Annotated in this window: 15 protein-coding genes and 1 tRNA gene; 10 read left to right on the top strand and 6 right to left on the bottom strand. The window is 69.4% G+C overall.

Going from position 1 to position 16,813, the window contains the following annotated elements; all coding sequences use genetic code 11:
- Nucleotides 1-749: 749 nt before the first annotated feature.
- Nucleotides 750-1,073: a rhodanese-like domain-containing protein gene (locus AB0395_RS24155; RefSeq protein ID WP_366284001.1), complete on the bottom strand. Its 324-nt coding sequence runs from the start codon at nt 1,071-1,073 to the stop codon at nt 750-752.
- Nucleotides 1,074-1,296: 223 nt separating this feature from the next.
- On the opposite strand from AB0395_RS24155, the gene AB0395_RS24160 reads away from it, so the two are divergent.
- Nucleotides 1,297-1,671 (top strand): cupin domain-containing protein, encoded by a 375-nt coding sequence (locus AB0395_RS24160; protein ID WP_366284004.1) that lies wholly within the window; start codon nt 1,297-1,299, stop codon nt 1,669-1,671.
- Here the strand turns inward: AB0395_RS24160 and AB0395_RS24165 are convergent, their stop codons facing one another.
- From AB0395_RS24165 to AB0395_RS24175, 3 genes are all read right to left on the bottom strand, one after another.
- Nucleotides 1,672-2,553 carry a DNA-formamidopyrimidine glycosylase family protein gene (locus tag AB0395_RS24165; protein ID WP_366284006.1) on the bottom strand — a complete coding sequence of 294 codons (882 nt, stop codon included), beginning with the start codon at nt 2,551-2,553 and terminating at the stop codon, nt 1,672-1,674.
- A gap of 15 nt (nt 2,554-2,568) precedes the next feature.
- Nucleotides 2,569-3,174: a transcriptional regulator gene (locus AB0395_RS24170; RefSeq protein WP_366284009.1), complete on the bottom strand. Its 606-nt coding sequence runs from the start codon at nt 3,172-3,174 to the stop codon at nt 2,569-2,571.
- A 414-nt stretch (nt 3,175-3,588) separates the two neighbouring features.
- Nucleotides 3,589-4,182, bottom strand: a complete 594-nt coding sequence (locus tag AB0395_RS24175; protein ID WP_366284010.1) for a DM13 domain-containing protein — start codon at nt 4,180-4,182, stop codon at nt 3,589-3,591.
- A gap of 120 nt (nt 4,183-4,302) precedes the next feature.
- Here AB0395_RS24175 and AB0395_RS24180 point away from each other — a divergent pair, with 120 nt between their 5' ends.
- Complete coding sequence (locus AB0395_RS24180; RefSeq protein WP_366284012.1) at nt 4,303-4,956, top strand: GPP34 family phosphoprotein; 654 nt, start codon at nt 4,303-4,305, stop codon at nt 4,954-4,956.
- A gap of 116 nt (nt 4,957-5,072) precedes the next feature.
- Here AB0395_RS24180 and AB0395_RS24185 read toward each other — a convergent pair whose 3' ends face one another.
- Nucleotides 5,073-6,347, bottom strand: coding sequence for an LCP family protein (locus AB0395_RS24185; RefSeq protein ID WP_366284014.1), 1,275 nt, complete (start codon nt 6,345-6,347; stop codon nt 5,073-5,075).
- Nucleotides 6,348-6,642: 295 nt separating this feature from the next.
- Here AB0395_RS24185 and AB0395_RS24190 point away from each other — a divergent pair, with 295 nt between their 5' ends.
- Together AB0395_RS24190 and AB0395_RS24195 are read left to right on the top strand one after the other, a co-directional pair.
- Entirely contained in the window at nt 6,643-8,271 is a 1,629-nt protein-coding gene (locus AB0395_RS24190; RefSeq protein WP_366284015.1) for a hemolysin family protein, read from the top strand.
- A complete protein-coding gene (locus AB0395_RS24195; protein ID WP_366284018.1) occupies nt 8,268-9,302 on the top strand; it encodes a hemolysin family protein in 1,035 nt (344 codons plus the stop codon). Before AB0395_RS24190 ends, AB0395_RS24195 begins: the two co-directional genes overlap by 4 nt.
- Before the next feature lie 427 nt (nt 9,303-9,729).
- On the opposite strand, the gene AB0395_RS24200 is transcribed toward AB0395_RS24195, so the two are convergent.
- Nucleotides 9,730-9,812: transfer RNA gene (locus AB0395_RS24200), tRNA-Leu, on the bottom strand.
- Nucleotides 9,813-9,967: 155 nt separating this feature from the next.
- Here AB0395_RS24200 and AB0395_RS24205 point away from each other — a divergent pair.
- The 6 genes from AB0395_RS24205 to AB0395_RS24230 are packed head-to-tail and all read left to right on the top strand — an operon-like array spanning nt 9,968 to nt 16,810.
- Nucleotides 9,968-10,708 (top strand): DUF3662 and FHA domain-containing protein, encoded by a 741-nt coding sequence (locus AB0395_RS24205; protein ID WP_366284020.1) that lies wholly within the window; start codon nt 9,968-9,970, stop codon nt 10,706-10,708.
- A 17-nt stretch (nt 10,709-10,725) separates the two neighbouring features.
- Entirely contained in the window at nt 10,726-11,193 is a 468-nt protein-coding gene (locus AB0395_RS24210) for an FHA domain-containing protein (protein WP_366284022.1), read from the top strand.
- On the top strand, nt 11,190-12,521 hold the full coding sequence (locus AB0395_RS24215) for a Stp1/IreP family PP2C-type Ser/Thr phosphatase (protein ID WP_366284024.1): 1,332 nt from the start codon (nt 11,190-11,192) through the stop codon (nt 12,519-12,521). Before AB0395_RS24210 ends, AB0395_RS24215 begins: the two co-directional genes overlap by 4 nt.
- Nucleotides 12,522-12,525: 4 nt before the next feature.
- A complete protein-coding gene (locus AB0395_RS24220) occupies nt 12,526-13,902 on the top strand; it encodes an FtsW/RodA/SpoVE family cell cycle protein (protein WP_366284025.1) in 1,377 nt (458 codons plus the stop codon).
- Nucleotides 13,899-15,356, top strand: a complete 1,458-nt coding sequence (locus AB0395_RS24225; RefSeq protein WP_366284027.1) for a penicillin-binding protein 2 — start codon at nt 13,899-13,901, stop codon at nt 15,354-15,356. The genes AB0395_RS24220 and AB0395_RS24225 overlap by 4 nt, the downstream gene beginning before the upstream one ends.
- Nucleotides 15,353-16,810: a serine/threonine-protein kinase gene (locus AB0395_RS24230; protein WP_366284029.1), complete on the top strand. Its 1,458-nt coding sequence runs from the start codon at nt 15,353-15,355 to the stop codon at nt 16,808-16,810. Before AB0395_RS24225 ends, AB0395_RS24230 begins: the two co-directional genes overlap by 4 nt.
- The last annotated feature ends 3 nt before the right edge of the window (nt 16,811-16,813 follow it).

Raw genomic sequence — 16,813 nt, forward strand, 5'->3', positions numbered from 1 at the left:
GATTCTCACCCGGTAGCGCTACCGCGTTGCTCGGCGGTAAAACACTCTGAGGGCGCGCGGCCCGGTTCCGCCTTGGCGCGCCCGGCCGGCCATGGGCGGACGGGATTCGACCGCGGTTCCGGAGCACGGCTGTTACCGCCCAGGACGGGGGGACCAAGTAAGCCAGAAAGGGGCACACCGCAGCTCAGAGGCCCTATCGATGCTTGATTGGTGACCGTTTGCGCCGACTTGGTTACGATTCGGCGAACAATGGGCATGCTGTGATCATCTGTCGCTATGGTGTGCGGGTTCTGGAGATGATCGGCCGGAAAGGGCTCGCCGGTGACGTCGATCGAGCGGACCGCCTACCCGCAGTTCAAGCACCTGACCTCAGCGCGGGTGCCGCATGTGTTCTTCACCCCGACGGCCCAGGACCGCCCCCAGTAGGGCGACCCACTGCGTGAGAACTGCCCTGCTGGGAAGCATGACAAGGCTACTGCTGTACTTCGTAGCTGCACGGACACCAAAGGGGCCACCTACGCCACCTGTAGGTGGCCTCTGACCTGCGCAGGAGCCGCATGATGGGCCGCGACGGCACCATCCGGACAGGTTCTGCGGTCGGCGGCGCGTCGGAGGGCTCTGCGCCCTCAGCGTGGTTCCGCCCTCTCAGCCCGGTTACGCCCGAGCTCCCGCGGTAGATGATTCGCCCCGAATTATGTCATTCATTCCTTTCTTGGCAAGGGGCGTCCCAGGCCTTGGCAAGGGGCACCTCAGGCGACGAACGGCTCCTGGCCGCTCTCGCTGACCATGGGACGGCCCGCGAAGCTCCAGGACTGCATGCCGCCGCCGACGTTGATCGCGTCCCAGCCGACGTGGTTGAGCCAGGCGGCGGCGTTCGCCGAACGACCCCCGACCCGGCAGACCACGTAGACGGGCGCGTCCTTCGGCACCTCCTCGACCCGAGCCTGCAGCTCGCCCAGCGGGATGTGAACGGCCGTCGGCGCGTGCCCGGCCTGCCACTCGTCGTTCTCGCGCACGTCAAGCAGGAAGGCGCCGTCCGGCACCGCCTGCACATCGACCTCAGGAACAGTCATGCCCCCATTGTTCCAAGTCCGCAGGCCTGCGGGGCACAAAGCAGCCCGACCGCCCCCATCCCGGCCACAAGCGGCCATGGATCGTCCCGCCTTCCTCTTTTGTCGCTCCTTGTCATCCGGCTCCCGGCCGCCCCCTCCGCACCCCGCCCGTTGACGAGATAGACAACATGGTTTACCTTTTTCCTGGAAATAAAGACAACGAGGTTTACCGATTGGAGAACCCATGACCATCGCGAACCTGCTGGACGCCCCGGTCTTTGACAACGGGGGCATCACCATGCGCTCGCTCGCCGTCCCGTCGCGGGGCTCGTCGGAGCTGGCCATCTGGTCATTCGACATGGCACCCGGCGCGGCGGGAGCCGAGCACACCGTGGACCGCGAGGAGGTGTTCGTCGCCCAGTCAGGGCGGATCGTCGGCGTCCTCGGCGGTGTCGAGCACGTGATCGAGGCGGGAGACGCGCTGATCGTCGCGCCGAACATCCCGTTCTCGCTCCGCAACGACTCTCAGACCGAGCGGGCCACCGGCACCGTGTGCACCTCGGCCGGAATCAAGGCCACCCTCAACGGCCAGACCATCCTGCCGCCGTGGGCCCAGTGATCATTTGAGCAGGCGGGAGAGGCGGCGGTCGGCCAGTGGCTTGCCGCCGGTCTGGCAGGCCGGGCAGTACTGCAGGGAGGAGTCGGCGAACGAGACCTCGCGGATCGTGTCCCCGCACACCTCGCAGGGCTGCCCGGTCCTGCCGTGCACTCGCAGGCCGGACTTCTTCTCCGCCTTGAGGTCCTTGGCCGCCAGGCCGCGCGCCCGGTCGAGCGCGGTGCGCAAGGTTGTGACGATGGCCTCGTACAGGGCCGCGACCTGCTCGTCGGTCAGACTGCCTGCGACCTTGAAGGGGGATGTCCTGGCGGCGTGCAGGACTTCGTCCGAGTAGGCGTTGCCGATCCCGGCGATCACCTGCTGGTCGCGGAGGAGGCCCTTGATCTGGGCACGGCTGCCGCCCACGATCTCCCTGAGGGTCTCGACGGTGAAGCCGGCAGAGAGCGGGTCGGGGCCGAGCCTGGCGATGCCGGGCACCTCCAGCGGGTCCTTCACCACGTAGACGGCCAGGCGTTTCTGCGTCCCGGCCTCGGTCAGCTCGAAGCCCGGCTCCGCACCACCCTCCTCGTACGGCGCCAGCCGTACCCGGACGGCCAGAGGCCCCTTACCGGGCCTGACCGGCTTCGCGCCCGAGAAGTCGTCGTGCCAGCGCAGCCAGCCGGCACGGGCCAGATGCGTGACGAAACGCAGCCCGCCGCAGTCGAGGTCCAGGAACTTGCCGTGCCTGGCCACGTCTGTCACGGTCAGCCCGCGCAGAGCGGTGACCGGCGGATCGACGGTCTTCAGCGCCTGGAAGGCGAACACGTCGACGGCCATGACCCGCCTGCCAACCGCGTGCTCGCGCAGGAACTCGGCGAGCGACTCCACCTCGGGAAGCTCCGGCATGCCTGCCAGGCTAGTTCACGGCACGTCCCAGAAGGCGATCTCGTGGCGCATCCCCTCGGTGAAAAGTTCTCCAGCCCTGCCGGGGTCGGGGGCGGCCTCGTCGATCATCACGGCGACCCGCCTGGTCAGCTCGGCGAAACCGGGGGCGGCGTAGGTATCGACCCAGGCCCGATAGCGGGGCTCGGCCGGGGGGTTCTCCGCCAGGACTCGTCCGAGGGTGGAGTAGCCCCACATGCAGGGGTAGAGCGCGGCCAAGCCGTTGGCGTAGTCCGCCGCCGACTCGAGCAGGAACGAGGTGTACGCGGCGCAGGCGGGCCCCTTCCTCGCCCCCTCGAGGTCGGCGCCGAACTCGGCCGACAGCGAGCGGTGCAGGTCGAGCTCCTCGTGGAAAGTGGCGTGCGCCAGGTCGACCAGGTCGCCCAGGTGACCGTCGGGGGCCTGCCAGGCCAGCCGGGAGAACACCCGCACGTAGTCGAGCAGGAACAGGTAGTCCTGCTCGAGCCACGACCGGAAAACCGGCTCGGGCAGGTCCCCCCTCGCGATTCCCACGACCGTCGGATGGGCGAGCTGGGCGTCGACGAAGGGACGGCCGATGACGTGGAGTTCCTCGGAGATGCTCATCAAAACTCCTTAAGCGTGGAGACCCGGTCCTTCAGGGCCGGGAGGAAACGCGGCACGACGTCGCAGGTTTCGGTAATGTGTTCGGTGGCGGCGATGACCAAGCCGTCACCCGCACGATCGGCTCCACCCTCGCCGCCGGGCTGGCGGAGAGGTGAAACGCCTGCGGAGCCGGTGTAAGACCCTAACGAAAGATCCTTTTCGGGCGGGCGGCCGGCGGTGAAACAGGAAACCCCGCGGGCGACCGCGGGAATCCCCTCCCCTCGGGGAGGGGAGGAGGTCAAAAGCCGAGCATTGTCTCAGGCCAGGTGAGCCGGGCTCCGCCTCGGGCCAGGCGCTGTCCCGATCAGGCAGGCCTGGCCCTCTCGGGTCAAGCAGGCCCGGCTCTGTCTCGGGCCGGACAGTCCTGGTACCGGCTCAGGTCAGGGCCGCGGCGCCGAAGGAGACGGAGAACCGCCTGCACCAGACGGTGACGGTCTTCAGCCCGGTCAGGTCCGCCCCCGCGGGAACGGCGTAGTTGGCGTCGCCCTTGTTGCCCTTGAGGGCTCCAAGGTCGAGGTGCCTGCCGTCGTCCAGGTTGAACCACCCCGCGCTGCCCTTCACGACCGGCTGGTCGCTCAGCCAGACCCGCAGGTCGGGACCGTCGGAGGTGGCCAGGTTCTCGATCCTGAGCACTCGGCTCCCGTCCGCGAGGCGCAGCAGTACGGCCCTGCCCGCGGTGTCATGCTCGTGCGAGACGAACGTTCCCTTGGCCAGGACCTCGGGGCCCGCGGCCTTTCCCGAGGTCCCTGAGCTCGCGCCGTTCCTCGCGGCCTCCCCGGCTGCCGGAGGACCCACGCTCCGCGTGCCCTGGAGCGCCGGGGACGCGGCGACCGGCGCTGCCTCGTTTACCTCGACCGTCGTGAACAGGCGCCACGGCTGGAAGAGGTACAGGGCGACGCCGAACGCGACGGCCCCGACCGCCAGAACCGCCCAGGTGACGGGATGACGCAGCAGTCTCTTGATCCTCATGATGTCTCCTCCCGGCCCCGGCGCGGAGAGCGCGCCTTCCCCCTCTCGGGCCATGTGCCGAAAATATCCGCCAGGTGCGGCATCGGCGCTTACAGAGTGCTTACGACGTAGGCTCTATGAATGACGATCATCGCTGAGGAGGTCCTTCTGCTCGCCTACGGCGAGGCCGAGGGCAAGCAACTGGTCGGCTCGTCGGAGCTGGACGCCGCGCTCGGCGGTTCCCTCCTGGCGGAGCTGGCCGTCAACGGCCGGATCGACCTGGCGCAGAAGAAGGTCACCGTCCTGGACCCCACGCCCCTCGGCGACGAGGAGCTCGACGCGACGCTGGCCCGGATCGCCGCGGAGCCCAAGGAGCGCAAGCCCGAGTGGTGGGTTCAGAGGCTGAACTCGTACAAGCTCCGCAAGCGGTTGCTGTCCGGCCTGGCCGAGCGGGGTGTGCTGAACGAGGAGCAGCGCAAGATCCTCGGCATCTTCCCCAGCACCCGTTACCCGGAGCGCGACCCGAGCGTCGAGCAGGAGATACGCAAGCGGATCGAGAGCGTGCTCGCCGGGGCAGAGCCGGACCAGCGGGTCGCCGTGCTGATCGCCGTCCTGCATGCCGCCAAGATCGACCGTAAGGCGTTCCCCGGTGCCGACAAGAAGCGCATCAAGGAGATCACCGAGGGCAACTGGGCGGGCGAGGCGGTGGCCAAGACCATCGCCGCCGTCAACGCCGCCATCATGGCCGCGGTGATCGCGGGAACCGTCGCGGCCACGGCGGGCACGTCCGGCTGAAACCTCGGTGACCGAGGGCACGCCCGGCTGAAACCCGCGGTGACCGAGGGCATGTCCGACCAGATCGTCGGGCCTCTCCCCGGCGGCCCGTGAGGCTCACGGACCGCCGGGAGGCGCTACTTGCCGAGGACGTCCTTGGGCACCGGCTTGTCCTGGGCCAGGGCCTGGAACATGCGCAAGGCCTTGGCCCGGTCCCACTGGACGACGGCCTCGCCGTTGATGGTCGGCAGGGAGCCGATCGGGACGACGGTGGTGATCGGGTTGCCACCCATGGCCAGGCCGAGGGAGAGCAGGTTGAACGCGCCGGTCTCCTGGCCGACCGTGACCGAGTCGGCCGCGCTCAGGGCGAGCGGTACGGAGGTGAAGGGGTTGAGCAGAACCCCGGGGCTCGCGGCCTTCTTCACCACAGCGGAGAAGAACTGGCGCTGACGCTGGGTCCGCTCGAAGTCGGGGATGGCGCCGGTCGCGCGGGTACGGACGTAGCCGAGGGCGGTGCCGCCGTCCAGCACCTGGCGGCCCTTCTTCAGGTTGATCCCGGCCTTGCGGTCCTTGATGTCCTGCTTGACGTCGATCTCGACCCCGCCGATCGCGTCGACGATGCCCACGAAGCCGCCGAAGCCGATCTCCATGTAGTGGTCGATCCGGAGGCCGGTCACCTGCTCGACGGTCTTGGGCAACAGCTTCTGGCCGCCCTCGAAGGCGTAGGCCGAGTTCAGCTTGCCGCGGCCGTGGCCGTCGATCGGCACGTAGGAGTCGCGCGGGAGGCTGACCAAGGTCGGCCGGTCCCCGGTGTCGGGGATGTGCAGGAGCATCATCGTGTCGGTCCTGCGCCCGATGGCCGAACCGGTGGCGAACTTCTTCCGCTGGGTCTTGCTCAGGCCCTCCCGGCTGTCGGAGCCGACCAGCAGCCAGTTGGTGCCGGGGGTGTCGGCGGGGCGGCCCTCGTAGTCGCTGAGCGCGTCGACTCGCTTCATCCGTGAGTTGATCATGAAGTATCCGCCGACGGCGACCACCAGCAGGATGACGACCAGCCCGGCCAGGATCTGCAGTGCCCGCCTCCCTGGCCGCTTCGGCCGCCAGGAGAAGCCGGACGCCCTGAGCCCGCCCCCCTTCCCCGAGGCCCCTGAGGCTCCTGAGGGATCGCCGGGAGGCCCCGGAGGCTGCGAGCCCGGCAGGGGCTTGACCGGCCTTGAGCCCTCCCTGGGCTTGCCGTAGACCCGGGAGGTCCCCCGCGGCCTGTCGTCCTGCGGCTTCGCCTCGTCGCGCCCGCCGGGTTCGGGGTACCCCTGCCCCTGCACCGGGTAGGCGGGCTGGCCCGCGGCTCGCGACGGCCCCGGCGTTGGCGACCGCAACGCGCGGGTGCGGTCGTCGTCTTCCGTCCAGTCGCCCACGTCGTATTCCCGCCACCTCTCGAACTCACGATGAGACCGTCATTATCGACGCTACGTCGTGACCCCGTCGCACGCAGACGCGTCGCCAAGCTTTCCTTATGGAAAAGTACATAAAAGGGTGCTTATCAACCAACAATGTGATCGTTGGCCGATCTGGAAACATCGACCCCCGCGCGGATCGTTACGGTAGAGGACGACCTCTGCTCGAAAGGAAGATCGTGTCCACTCCGGACCCGTGGAGTACCTGCCCGTGCGAACGCACGGGAACCACTGACCCAACCGGGAGAGCCGCCCGGTGAACACGGTTCTCGGCCTGCTGGCCGTACTGCTCCTCACTCTCGCGACCGGTTACTTCGTCGCCCAGGAGTTCGCCTTCGTCGCCGCGGACCGCGGCGTGCTACGTGAGCAGGCCGACGCCGGTGACGCGGCGGCCGAGCGCGTGCTCGAGGTGACCGGACGCCTGTCGTTCATGCTGTCGGGCGCGCAGCTCGGTATCACCGTCACCGCCCTGCTCGTCGGCTTCATCGCCGAACCCTCCATCGCCACCGTGGTCCGCCCCCTGCTCGAGACGGCCGGGGTGCCGGCGGCTGCGGTGCCGGGCATCGCGGTCGCACTGGCCGTCGCGATCGCGACCGTCGTGCAGATGGTGTTCGGCGAGCTGGCCCCGAAGAACCTGGGCATCGCCAGGCCGGAGCCGGTCGCCAAGTTCCTGGCCCGCTCGACGATCCTCTACCTCAAGATCGCCGGTCCGGTCATCCGGCTGTTCGACTCCGCCGCGACCGGCCTGCTGCGCCGGGTGGGTGTCGAGCCCGTCGAGGAGGTCGAGCACGGCGCGAGCCCCGAGGAGCTGTCCAGGATCATCTCCGACTCTGCGACGGCCGGTGACCTGCCGCCGCGGCTCTCCGACCTGCTGGAGCGGGCGCTGGAGTTCGGCGACCGCACCGCCGAGGACGTCATGGTGCCGCGACCCCGTGTGGTGTTGCTGCGCGCGGAGCGGCCGATCTCCGACCTGCTCGACGCCGTCGGCGAGCACGGCCACTCCCGCTACCCGGTGCTCTGCAGCGAGAACGGCGAGGACGTGGTCGGCGTGACCGGCGTGCGGGAGCTGTTGAAATCCGGTCTGACAGAGGGCCCGCTCGAGCAGATCACCCGCTCGGCGCTGCTGGTCCCCGACTCGCTGCCGCTGCCCATCGTGCTTGAGCGCATGCGCGCCGCCCGGGACGACCTGGCGTGCGTCATCGACGAGTACGGCGGGCTCGCGGGCGTGGTCACGGTCGAGGACCTCGCGGAGGAGCTCGTCGGCGAGCTGGTCGACGAGAACGACCCCGAGCCCGCCGGGGTCGTCGCGAACGACGACGGCACATGGAACCTCCCCGGCACGCTCAGGCTCGACGAGGTTGAGCGCGCGACGAAGCTGTCACTGCCGGAGAGCGACGACTACGACACCATCGCGGGCCTGGTCCTGGCCACCCTCGGCAGGATGGCAGAACCCGGCGACCAGGTCACCGTCACCCTGACCCTGGAGACCGACCTGCTCGAGGACGACGGCGAGGAGGAGACAGACGCGGTGCTCACCGTGCTCTCCGTGCACCGCAGGGTTCCCGAGTGGGTACGGCTGGCGTTCCCCGCGACCGAGGCGGAGACCGGGGACGGACCGGAGGTCGAGGCCGCGGCCATGGACGAGACCGGGACCGGGACCGGGACCTCCAGGAACGACCCGGAGAACACCGAGAACGCCGAGAACGCCGAGAACATCGAGAACACCGACGGCGCCGGGGACAGGGGCGCGGACGGGAGCGGACGCCGGGGCGACGGCGAGGGCGAGGGCGAGGGCGAGAAGAACGACGGCGAGCCCGCGATGGCCGCCACGTCACGGACGACAGGACGACGGCACACGGGAAGAAGCGCGGTGGACGAGCGATGAGCACGACCGGAGCCCTGCTACTCGGTGTCGCCCTGCTGATCGGCAACGCCTTCTTCGTCGCCGCCGAGTTCGCGGTCATCTCGGCCCGCAGGCACCGCCTCGAGGAGCTCGCGGGCAGGGGCGGCAGGCTGACCCGGATCGCCGCCCGCGCCGCCGTACGGGGTGGCAGGGAGCTGTCCCTGATGCTGGCCGGGGCCCAGCTCGGCATCACGCTGTGCTCGCTGGGCCTGGGCATGGTGACGGAACCCGCCGTCGAGCACCTGCTCGAACCGGTCTTCGGGGCGGTCGGCGTTCCCGAGTCTCTGCGGGTGCCCATCTCCCTGGTGATCGCGCTGGCGCTGATCACCTTCCTGCACATGGTGGTCGGTGAGATGGCTCCCAAGTCGTGGGCGCTGACCCACCCCGAGATCGCGGCGATGGGCCTCGCCCTGCCGTTCCGCGGCTTCACCCGGGTGGTCCGCCCCGTGCTGGCCGGGCTCAACGGCCTGACCAACGGGGTGCTCGGGCTGTTCGGGGTGCGTCCGAAGGACGAGCTGGCGACCACCAGGACCCCGGTCCAGCTGGCGATGCTCGTCGGTGAGTCGGGCCGGATGGGCCTGCTCGACCGTGCCGAGCACGACCTGCTCACCCGGGCGCTGCGGGTGCACCAGCAGCCGATCGAGCGGCTGACGCTGCCCATCGCCGAGGCGACCTGCGTGACCGGGGACGCCACCGACGCCCAGGTGCGCAGGGCCGCGGCCGACAGCGGGCACCTGCGCCTGCTGGTCAACTCGGGCAGGCCGAGCGACGTCCTGGGGGTGCTGCACGTCAGGGACGCGCTGGTCCGTCCCGGGGTGCCGCCCGCCGAGCTGGCCCGTCCCGTGCCGCGCCTGGAGAAGGACACCACGATCCCCGAGGCCGTCTCCGCCCTGCAGGAGGCCCACGCCCACGTGGGCCTTGTGACCGACGGCGGCGAGGTCGTCGGCATGGTGAGCCTCACCGACCTGCTCGGCGAGCTTCTGGACGTGCGGGTCCTCGCCGCCACGCGTTAGGCAGGCGTTAGGCAGGCAGGGCCCGCGTCACAGGGCCTCAGCGCCGCCCATCCGCGGGTTTTCCCCCGCCGGCCAGGCGGGACGCGGAGCCGGGCACATGACGGCTGGAACGTGTGGGCCGGGGAAAAGAATCTTCCCCGGCCCATTTTCTCTGTCAGCGTAATTGCTTCGGCGTCCCGCCTCATGCAAGCGGTTCGAAAGTGATCGGCAAGGGCAGACGCCTATAACCGTGCAGGCGGACCGCGCCGACTGGAAAGCCCGGAGAAGACGGCGAGCGCCAGGACTTCTCTACGACGGAGCGAGCGACTAACTTGATCGGCAATCGACCCGCAACCGCCAGAATCACGGACGGTCCCGATGAGCGCGCAGTTTTCGAGACAACGACGAGGCCCCGGTGCGCTCTCGCGCGACCGGGGCCTCGTTTAAGTGGGCGAGGAGGGATTTGAACCCTCACGTCCTTTCGGACACACGGACCTGAACCGTGCGCGTCTGCCGTTCCGCCACCCGCCCTTGTTTGGGTGCGCTGAAACATTAGCACGGATCAGCCGATACCCACGAACCCGGATACGATCCTCCTAGACGCGAGCGGAGTAGCTGGGTGCGAGAGAGCGAGGAACAAGCCCCAAGCGGCCGTGACCACATAGACGGAAGAAGGGAGGGACCCGGTGGGAGTCCTTCAGCGCTTCGAGCGGAGGCTCGAAGGTCTGGTTGAGGGGGCCTTTGCGCGGGCGTTCAAATCCGACCTTCAACCGGTCGAGGTCGCCAGCGCGGTTCAGCGGGAGATGGACGAGCGGGCGGCGATCGTCGCACAGGGACGCACGCTCGTGCCGAACGACTTCGTGGTCGAGCTGTCGATGACCGACAGCGAGCGCCTCGAGGTCTACGCGGACAGCATCAGCCACGAGCTGGCCAACCTCGCCAGGGAGTACGCCAAGGAGCAGGGTTACTCCTTCGTCGGACCGGTGCGCGTGCGTTTCGAGACCGCGGACGACCTGGCGGTCGGCCTGTTCCGCATCCGCTCCGGCGTGATCCGCGGGGCGACGGTCGAGCAGGACGAGATCCGCCAGCCGGTGAGCGACGTGCCCGCGGCCAAGCCGCATGCCTTCGGAGGGCGCCCCCGTCTGCTGGTCTCGACCCAGGACGACCCGCAGGGGCAGCGTTCCTACGACCTGACCACACCGGTGACACTGCTCGGCAGGGGAACCGATTGTGATCTACGGTTGGTCGACCCAGGAGTTTCCCGGCACCACGCCGAGCTCCGGGTCGAGGGGCCGCAGGTCGTGCTCGTCGACCTGGGCTCCACGAACGGCACCTTCGTCAACGGCCAGCCGGTTCGCCGGGTCGAGCTCCAGAACGGCACTCGCGTGACGCTGGGGCGGACGACTCTGGTTTTCCGGCGCGATTAAAGGTAAACAGACGGTCCATGTCCGAGCTCACGCTGCTACTGATCCGCCTCGCGTTCCTAGCGGTGCTGTGGTTCTTCGTGATCGCCGCGGTCGGCGTGATCCGGACAGACTTGTTCGGATCACGCACCACCCCGGCGATCCCCGCGCGCAAGGCGCCGAAGGCCGTCAAACCCGTCGCGAAATCCAAGAAGGGGGAGCCACGGCAGATGGTGGTCACCGGCGGTCCCCTTCAGGGCACCACCATCACCCTCTCGGAGACACCCATCACCATTGGCCGGGCGAACGACGCCACGCTGGTAGTCACCGACGACTACGCATCCAGCCGGCACGCCCGGCTCTTCCCCCAGGACGGTCAGTGGATCGTGGAAGATCTCGGTTCTACCAACGGAACATACCTCGACCGCTCTAAAGTCACCCGTCCGACTCCGGTGCCGCTCGGTGTTCCGATCCGCATCGGTAAGACCGTCATCGAATTGCGCAAATGACCATCGCACTCCGTTACGCCGCCCGCTCCGACGTCGGCCTCCTCCGCGAAGGCAACGAGGACTCGGCGTACGCAAGCGGCCGACTGCTCGCCGTCGCGGACGGCATGGGCGGTCACGCACACGGCGAGGTGGCCAGCTCGGTCGCCATCGCCGCGATGTCCTCCCTCGACGAGGACACCCAGGGACCCGACCTGCTCAGCTCCATCGAGGCGGCGGTCAGGGACGCCAACCGCAGGCTGCACCAGATGGTCGGGCGCGACCCGAGCCTCAAGGGCATGGGCACGACCCTGACCGCCATGCTGTGGTCCGGGACGAGGGTCGCGCTGGTCCACGTCGGCGACTCCCGCGCCTACCTGCTGCGCTCCGGGGAGCTGTACCAGATCACCCACGACCACACCCTCGTGCAGTCGCTCGTGGACGACGGCCGGATCACGCAGGAGGAGGCCGCCACCCACCCCCAGCGGTCGATCCTGCTGCGGGCGCTCGATGGCAGCGGCGAGGTCGAGCCCGACCTGTCCCTGCGCGAGGCCCAGATCGGTGACCGCTACCTGCTGTGCTCCGACGGGCTCTCGGGGGTGGTGACCGCGGAGACCCTGCACCAGACGCTCTCCACGATCGACGACCCCGAGACGGTGGTCCGCGCGCTCATCGACCTGGCCAACCGGGGCGGCGGGCCCGACAACATCACCTGCGTGCTCGCCGACGTGCTGGAGGTCGACGAGGGGGTCTCCCTGCCCGCAGAGGCGGCCGTCGTCGGCGCCGCGGGGTCGACCAGGCAGCGCTCCCAGCCGCCGGACACCCCGGCGGGCCGCGCCAGCGCGGTCACCATGCCACAGCCCGTCATCACGGACGACGAGCTCGACGAACCGGTCGCCAGGGCCACGGGGCGGCCGGCGAGGCGTCGCCGTCTGTGGCCGCTTCTGGTCTCGGTGGGAGGCGTCGTTCTCGTCGGCGGCGGCCTAGGGTTGTACTTCGGGAACCAGTGGCTTGATGATCAGTATTTTGTGGGAGCGAAAGGTGACGAGATAGTGGTTTTCCAGGGCGTGAAAACCAATCTCGGCCCGTTCGAGCTCTTCGACGTCGCTCGGAGCACCACGGAGTTGGTTTCGACCCTTGGCGCGTTCCAGCAGGGCCAGGTCCGCGACGGCATCCCCGTCACCAGCGTCGACGCGGGCCTGAAGAAGATAGCCGAGCTGAAGACCTCCACCTCGGCGTCTCCGGAGAAGCCTCAGGCCACGCAGAAACCGCAGGCCACCCAGAAACCCGACGGAAAAGACAAGCAGCCCCCCCAGCCGAGCGGCACTCCCACCCCGGAACCGACAAAGTAGATACATGAGCACCCCAAGCGTCGAGCCTGTCCTCCTGCCCGCCAAGCGGCGGGTGGCCCAGCTGGCGATGCTCGCCTTCGCGGTCGTGATCGTGATGGGCGCGTACGCCAACGTGGGGCTGGCGATCGACAAGCAGGTTCCCGCAGGCATGCTCACCTACGGCCTCGGCCTCGGCGGGTTCATGCTGGCCGCCTACCTCGTGCTGGCGAAGTTCGCCCCGTGGGCCGACCCGCTGATCCTGCCTCTGGTGACGCTGGTCAACGGCCTCGGCCTGGTGATGATCTACCGCCTCGAGTCGGCGAAAATGCCGGGAGCCTCCGCGACCAACCAGCTCGTGTGGACCGGAGTCGGGGTCGTGCTGTTCTCCGTGACGCTGATCGTGCTGCGCGACCACCGCGCACTGCAACGTCTGACCTACACCGCGGGCGCGGCGGGCCTGATCCTGCTGGTCTCCCCGCTCATCCCGTTCCTCGGCAAGGAGATCAACGGCGCCCGCATCTGGATCGGCGTCGGCGGCGCGACCCTCCAGCCGGCCGAGTTCGCCAAGCTCTCGCTGGTCGTCTTCTTCGCCGGCTATCTCGTCGCCAAGCGTGACGTGCTCGCGCTCGCCGGGCGGCGGCTGCTGTTCATCGACCTGCCCCGCGCCCGCGACCTCGGCCCGGTCCTGATCACCTGGGGTTTCAGCCTGGCCGTGCTGGTCGTGCAGAAGGACCTCGGCTCCTCGCTGCTGATCTTCGGCACGTTCGTCGCGATGCTCTACATCGCCACCCAGCGCACCTCGTGGGTGCTGATCGGCATTCTGCTCTTCGTTGGCGGCGCGATCCTCGCCGGGATGCTGTTCACCCACGTGCAGGACCGCTTCACGGTCTACCTCAACCCCGAGGACCCCGACCTCTACAACAAGATCGGCGGCAGCTTCCAGCTCCTGCAGGGCCTGTTCGGCATGGGTCAGGGCGGCGTGATCGGCACCGGTCTCGGCCAGGGGCACCCCGACCTGATCCCGCTGGCCTTCTCCGACTTCATCTTCCCCGCCACCGGCGAGGAACTCGGCCTGACCGGCCTGATGGCCCTGCTGATGGTCTACGCCCTGATCGTCGAGCGCGGACTGCGCACCTCGATTGCGGCCCGCGACCCGTTCTCCAAGCTGCTGGCGGGCGGCCTGTCGTTCATCCTGGCCTGGCAGGTCTTCATCATCGTCGGCGGCGTGACCAACCTGATCCCGCTGACCGGTCTGGTCACCCCGTTCATGTCCCAGGGCGGTTCGGCGCTGCTGGCTAACTGGATTCTTATCGCGCTGCTGGTACGCATGTCAGACGCGGCCAGGAAGCCGCCGCCCCAGGCCATCCAGGACGAAGGAATGACGCAGGTGTTCCAGCGATGAACGGTCCCCTCAAGCGCGCGGCCCTGGCCTGCCTGCTGATGTTCGGCCTGCTCATGATCAATGTGAACTACCTGCAGGCCGTGCGAGCCGAGGGATTGCGCTCCGACTCGCGCAACGTCCGCAACTTCTACGCCCGCTACGAGATCGAGCGCGGCCGGATCACCGCGGGCGACAAGGTCCTCGCCGAGTCCGTGGACACCGGCAGCAGCCGGTACCGCTTCCAGCGGCGCTACCCCGAGGGCAAGATCTACGCGCCCATCACCGGGTTCTTCGCTCCGGAGAGCGCGCGCGACATGGAGGGGGCGGAGAACCGCCTGCTCGACGGCACCAGCGCCGACCTGCTGATCCGGCGCAGCATCGACCTGTTCACCGCCAAGCGGTCGAAGGGTGCCAACGTCGACCTGACCATCAACCCCAAGGCGCAGGAGGCCGCCTACAAGGCGCTGGGCGCCAGCGGCAAGAAGGGCGCCCTGGTCGCGATCGAGCCGAAGACCGGGGCGATCCTCGCCATGGTCTCGATCCCCACCTACGACCCCAACCCGCTGTCCAAGCCGGACAAGGCCCAGGTCAACGCGGCCTACAACAAGCTCGCCAAGGACGAGGACCAGCCGCTGGTCGACCGGGCGATCGAGCGCAGCTACCCGCCGGGCTCGACCTTCAAGGTGGTCACCCTGGCGGCCTACCTGGAGAGCGACGACACCGTCGGCCCGCAGACGGAGGTGGACGCCCCGCAGCGGCTCGACCTGCCCAACACCACCGCCGACCTGCCCAACTACGGCGGCGCGGCGTGCGGCTCCGGGCGAGTGACGCTGTCATTCGCGCTTGAGCGCTCCTGCAACACCCCGTTCGCCAAGATCGCAATGAGCCTGGGCTACGACGCCCTGCGCGAGCAGGCCCTGAAGTTCGGCATCGGCGGCGACCCGCTGGAGATCCCGCTTCCGGTCGCGGGCAGCGGGATCGGCCCCGAGGAGGACCTGGCCGCGCTCGCCCAGACCTCGATCGGCCAGCGCAGCAACCAGATGACGCCGCTGCAGATGGCCATGGTCGCCGCGGGCATCGCCAACAACGGCGTGGTCATGAAGCCGTACCTGGTGAACAAGATCGCGGATGCCGAGGGCGGCGAGATCGACAGCGCCAGCCCGGCGGAGCTGTCCACCGCGATGAGCGAGGAGAGCGCGCACAAGCTCCGGGAGATGATGGTCAACGTCGTCAACAACGGCACCGCGACCGCCGCGCAGATCCCGGGGGTGACCGTCGCGGGCAAGACCGGCACCGCCGAGACCTCGCAGGGCAAGGCTCCGCACGCGTGGTTCATCTCCTTCGCCCCCGCGGAGGACCCCAAGATCGCCTTGGCTCTCATCGTCGAGTCGGGCAGCGCGGGCGACGACGCCTCCGGTGGCCACACCGCCGCGCCGATCGCCAAGAGCGTGATGGAAGCGGTGCTGGGCAAATGACCGCCCTGCTCGGAGGCAGATACCGTCCGTTGGGGCGGATCGCTACGGGCGGCATGGGCGAGGTCTGGCGGGCGAAGGACGAGTTGCTCGGCCGCGAGGTCGCGGTCAAGCTGCTGCGCAGGCACGTGGCCACGGATCCGGCGTTCCGCGATCGGTTCAGGATGGAGGCCAGGATCGCGGCGCGGCTGGCCGACCCCCGCATCGCTCAGGTCTTCGACTACGGCGAGGCCGACGACGTCGCCTACCTCGTCATGGAGCTGGTCCCCGGCGAGTCGTTGGCGAGCATCCTGGCCCGCGACGGCGCCCTGGGCTCCGAGGTCACCCTCGAGGTGGTCCACCAGACCGCCAAGGGCCTGCGGGCCGCGCATGGCGCGGGGATCATCCACCGCGACATCAAACCGGGCAACCTGCTCGTCACCGGAACCGGTGTGATCAAGATCACAGACTTCGGTATCGCCAGGGCGCTGGAGATGGCACCGGTGACCCAGACGGGCACCGTGCTCGGCACCGCGCAGTACCTCAGCCCCGAGCAGGCCTCCGGCGCACCGCTGACCTTCGCGACCGACATCTACTCCCTGGGCGTCGTCGCCTACGAGTGCCTGGCGGGCAAGCCGCCGTTCGTCGCCGAGACGCAGGTGGCGATCGCCCTCATGCACATCAACGAGAGCCCGCGCCCGCTGCCGGAGAGCGTGCCACTCCCGGTGCGCAACCTGGTCATGGCCTGTCTGTCGAAGGACCCCGGGCTGCGCCCCGCCGACGCCGGGGAGCTGGCCGAGCGGGCGAACGCGCTGCGCGGCTCGGTGGCAACCGCGGAAGCCGCGGGGGCCGCGGGGGCCGCGGGGGCCACTGACCTGGCCCTGCTCACCGATCCCGCGGGCTGGCGCGCCGAGCCTGCCGGCGAGTGGCCGAGGGAGGTCGCTCCCGCCCTGGTCACCCCGGGGGAGCCCGTCCCCGGCGCGATCCCGGCTGATTCCTCCGCCTCCGGGACGTCCCCTGAGGGACCGCTCTCCGGCACCGCGCGCGTCCCCGTGCGGCGCGGAAGACTGAGGCGGACGACGGTGATCGTCGCCGCGGTCGCCGGGTGCGCCGCCCTGGGACTGGGCACCCTGGTGGTCCGGGACCTGACGACCCGGCCTGGCGACAACGGCCCCACCAAACCGGCCGTCCCGACGGCCTCGGCGACCAGAACGCCGTCGGCCAGACCGAGCAAGACGAAGCCGGTGACGACCAGACCGCCGGTGGCGCCGCCGAAGTCGCTCAGACCTATACCCACGCCTTCGGCTACGGTAAGCACATCGGCCACGCCCAGCGTCCAGCCGACGCAGTCACCATCGCCCAGCCCCAGTCCGACCACCCCGACCCCGACGCCCACCACCCCGCCGGCGACCCCGAGCCTCACCCCGAGCGCCACCCCTACTCCCGGCGACACAAACCAGCCGAACGGGGAGACGTGATGC

It is taken from the genome of Streptosporangium sp. NPDC051023 (genome assembly GCF_040689595.1).
Lineage (GTDB): Bacteria > Actinomycetota > Actinomycetes > Streptosporangiales > Streptosporangiaceae > Streptosporangium.

Bases quoted from the DNA above. Each gene is read 5' to 3' on its own strand.
- AB0395_RS24210 (WP_366284022.1), top strand. From the start codon at position 10,726: ATGTCCGAGCTCACGCTGCTACTGATCCGCCTCGCGTTCCTAGCGGTG.
- AB0395_RS24155 (WP_366284001.1), bottom strand. From the start codon at position 1,073: ATGACTGTTCCTGAGGTCGATGTGCAGGCGGTGCCGGACGGCGCCTTC.
- AB0395_RS24180 (WP_366284012.1), top strand. From the start codon at position 4,303: ATGACGATCATCGCTGAGGAGGTCCTTCTGCTCGCCTACGGCGAGGCC.
- AB0395_RS24175 (WP_366284010.1), bottom strand. From the start codon at position 4,182: ATGAGGATCAAGAGACTGCTGCGTCATCCCGTCACCTGGGCGGTTCTG.
- AB0395_RS24165 (WP_366284006.1), bottom strand. From the start codon at position 2,553: ATGCCGGAGCTTCCCGAGGTGGAGTCGCTCGCCGAGTTCCTGCGCGAG.
- AB0395_RS24225 (WP_366284027.1), top strand. From the start codon at position 13,899: ATGAACGGTCCCCTCAAGCGCGCGGCCCTGGCCTGCCTGCTGATGTTC.
- AB0395_RS24170 (WP_366284009.1), bottom strand. From the start codon at position 3,174: ATGAGCATCTCCGAGGAACTCCACGTCATCGGCCGTCCCTTCGTCGAC.
- AB0395_RS24215 (WP_366284024.1), top strand. From the start codon at position 11,190: ATGACCATCGCACTCCGTTACGCCGCCCGCTCCGACGTCGGCCTCCTC.
- AB0395_RS24195 (WP_366284018.1), top strand. From the start codon at position 8,268: ATGAGCACGACCGGAGCCCTGCTACTCGGTGTCGCCCTGCTGATCGGC.
- AB0395_RS24160 (WP_366284004.1), top strand. From the start codon at position 1,297: ATGACCATCGCGAACCTGCTGGACGCCCCGGTCTTTGACAACGGGGGC.
- AB0395_RS24220 (WP_366284025.1), top strand. From the start codon at position 12,526: ATGAGCACCCCAAGCGTCGAGCCTGTCCTCCTGCCCGCCAAGCGGCGG.
- AB0395_RS24230 (WP_366284029.1), top strand. From the start codon at position 15,353: ATGACCGCCCTGCTCGGAGGCAGATACCGTCCGTTGGGGCGGATCGCT.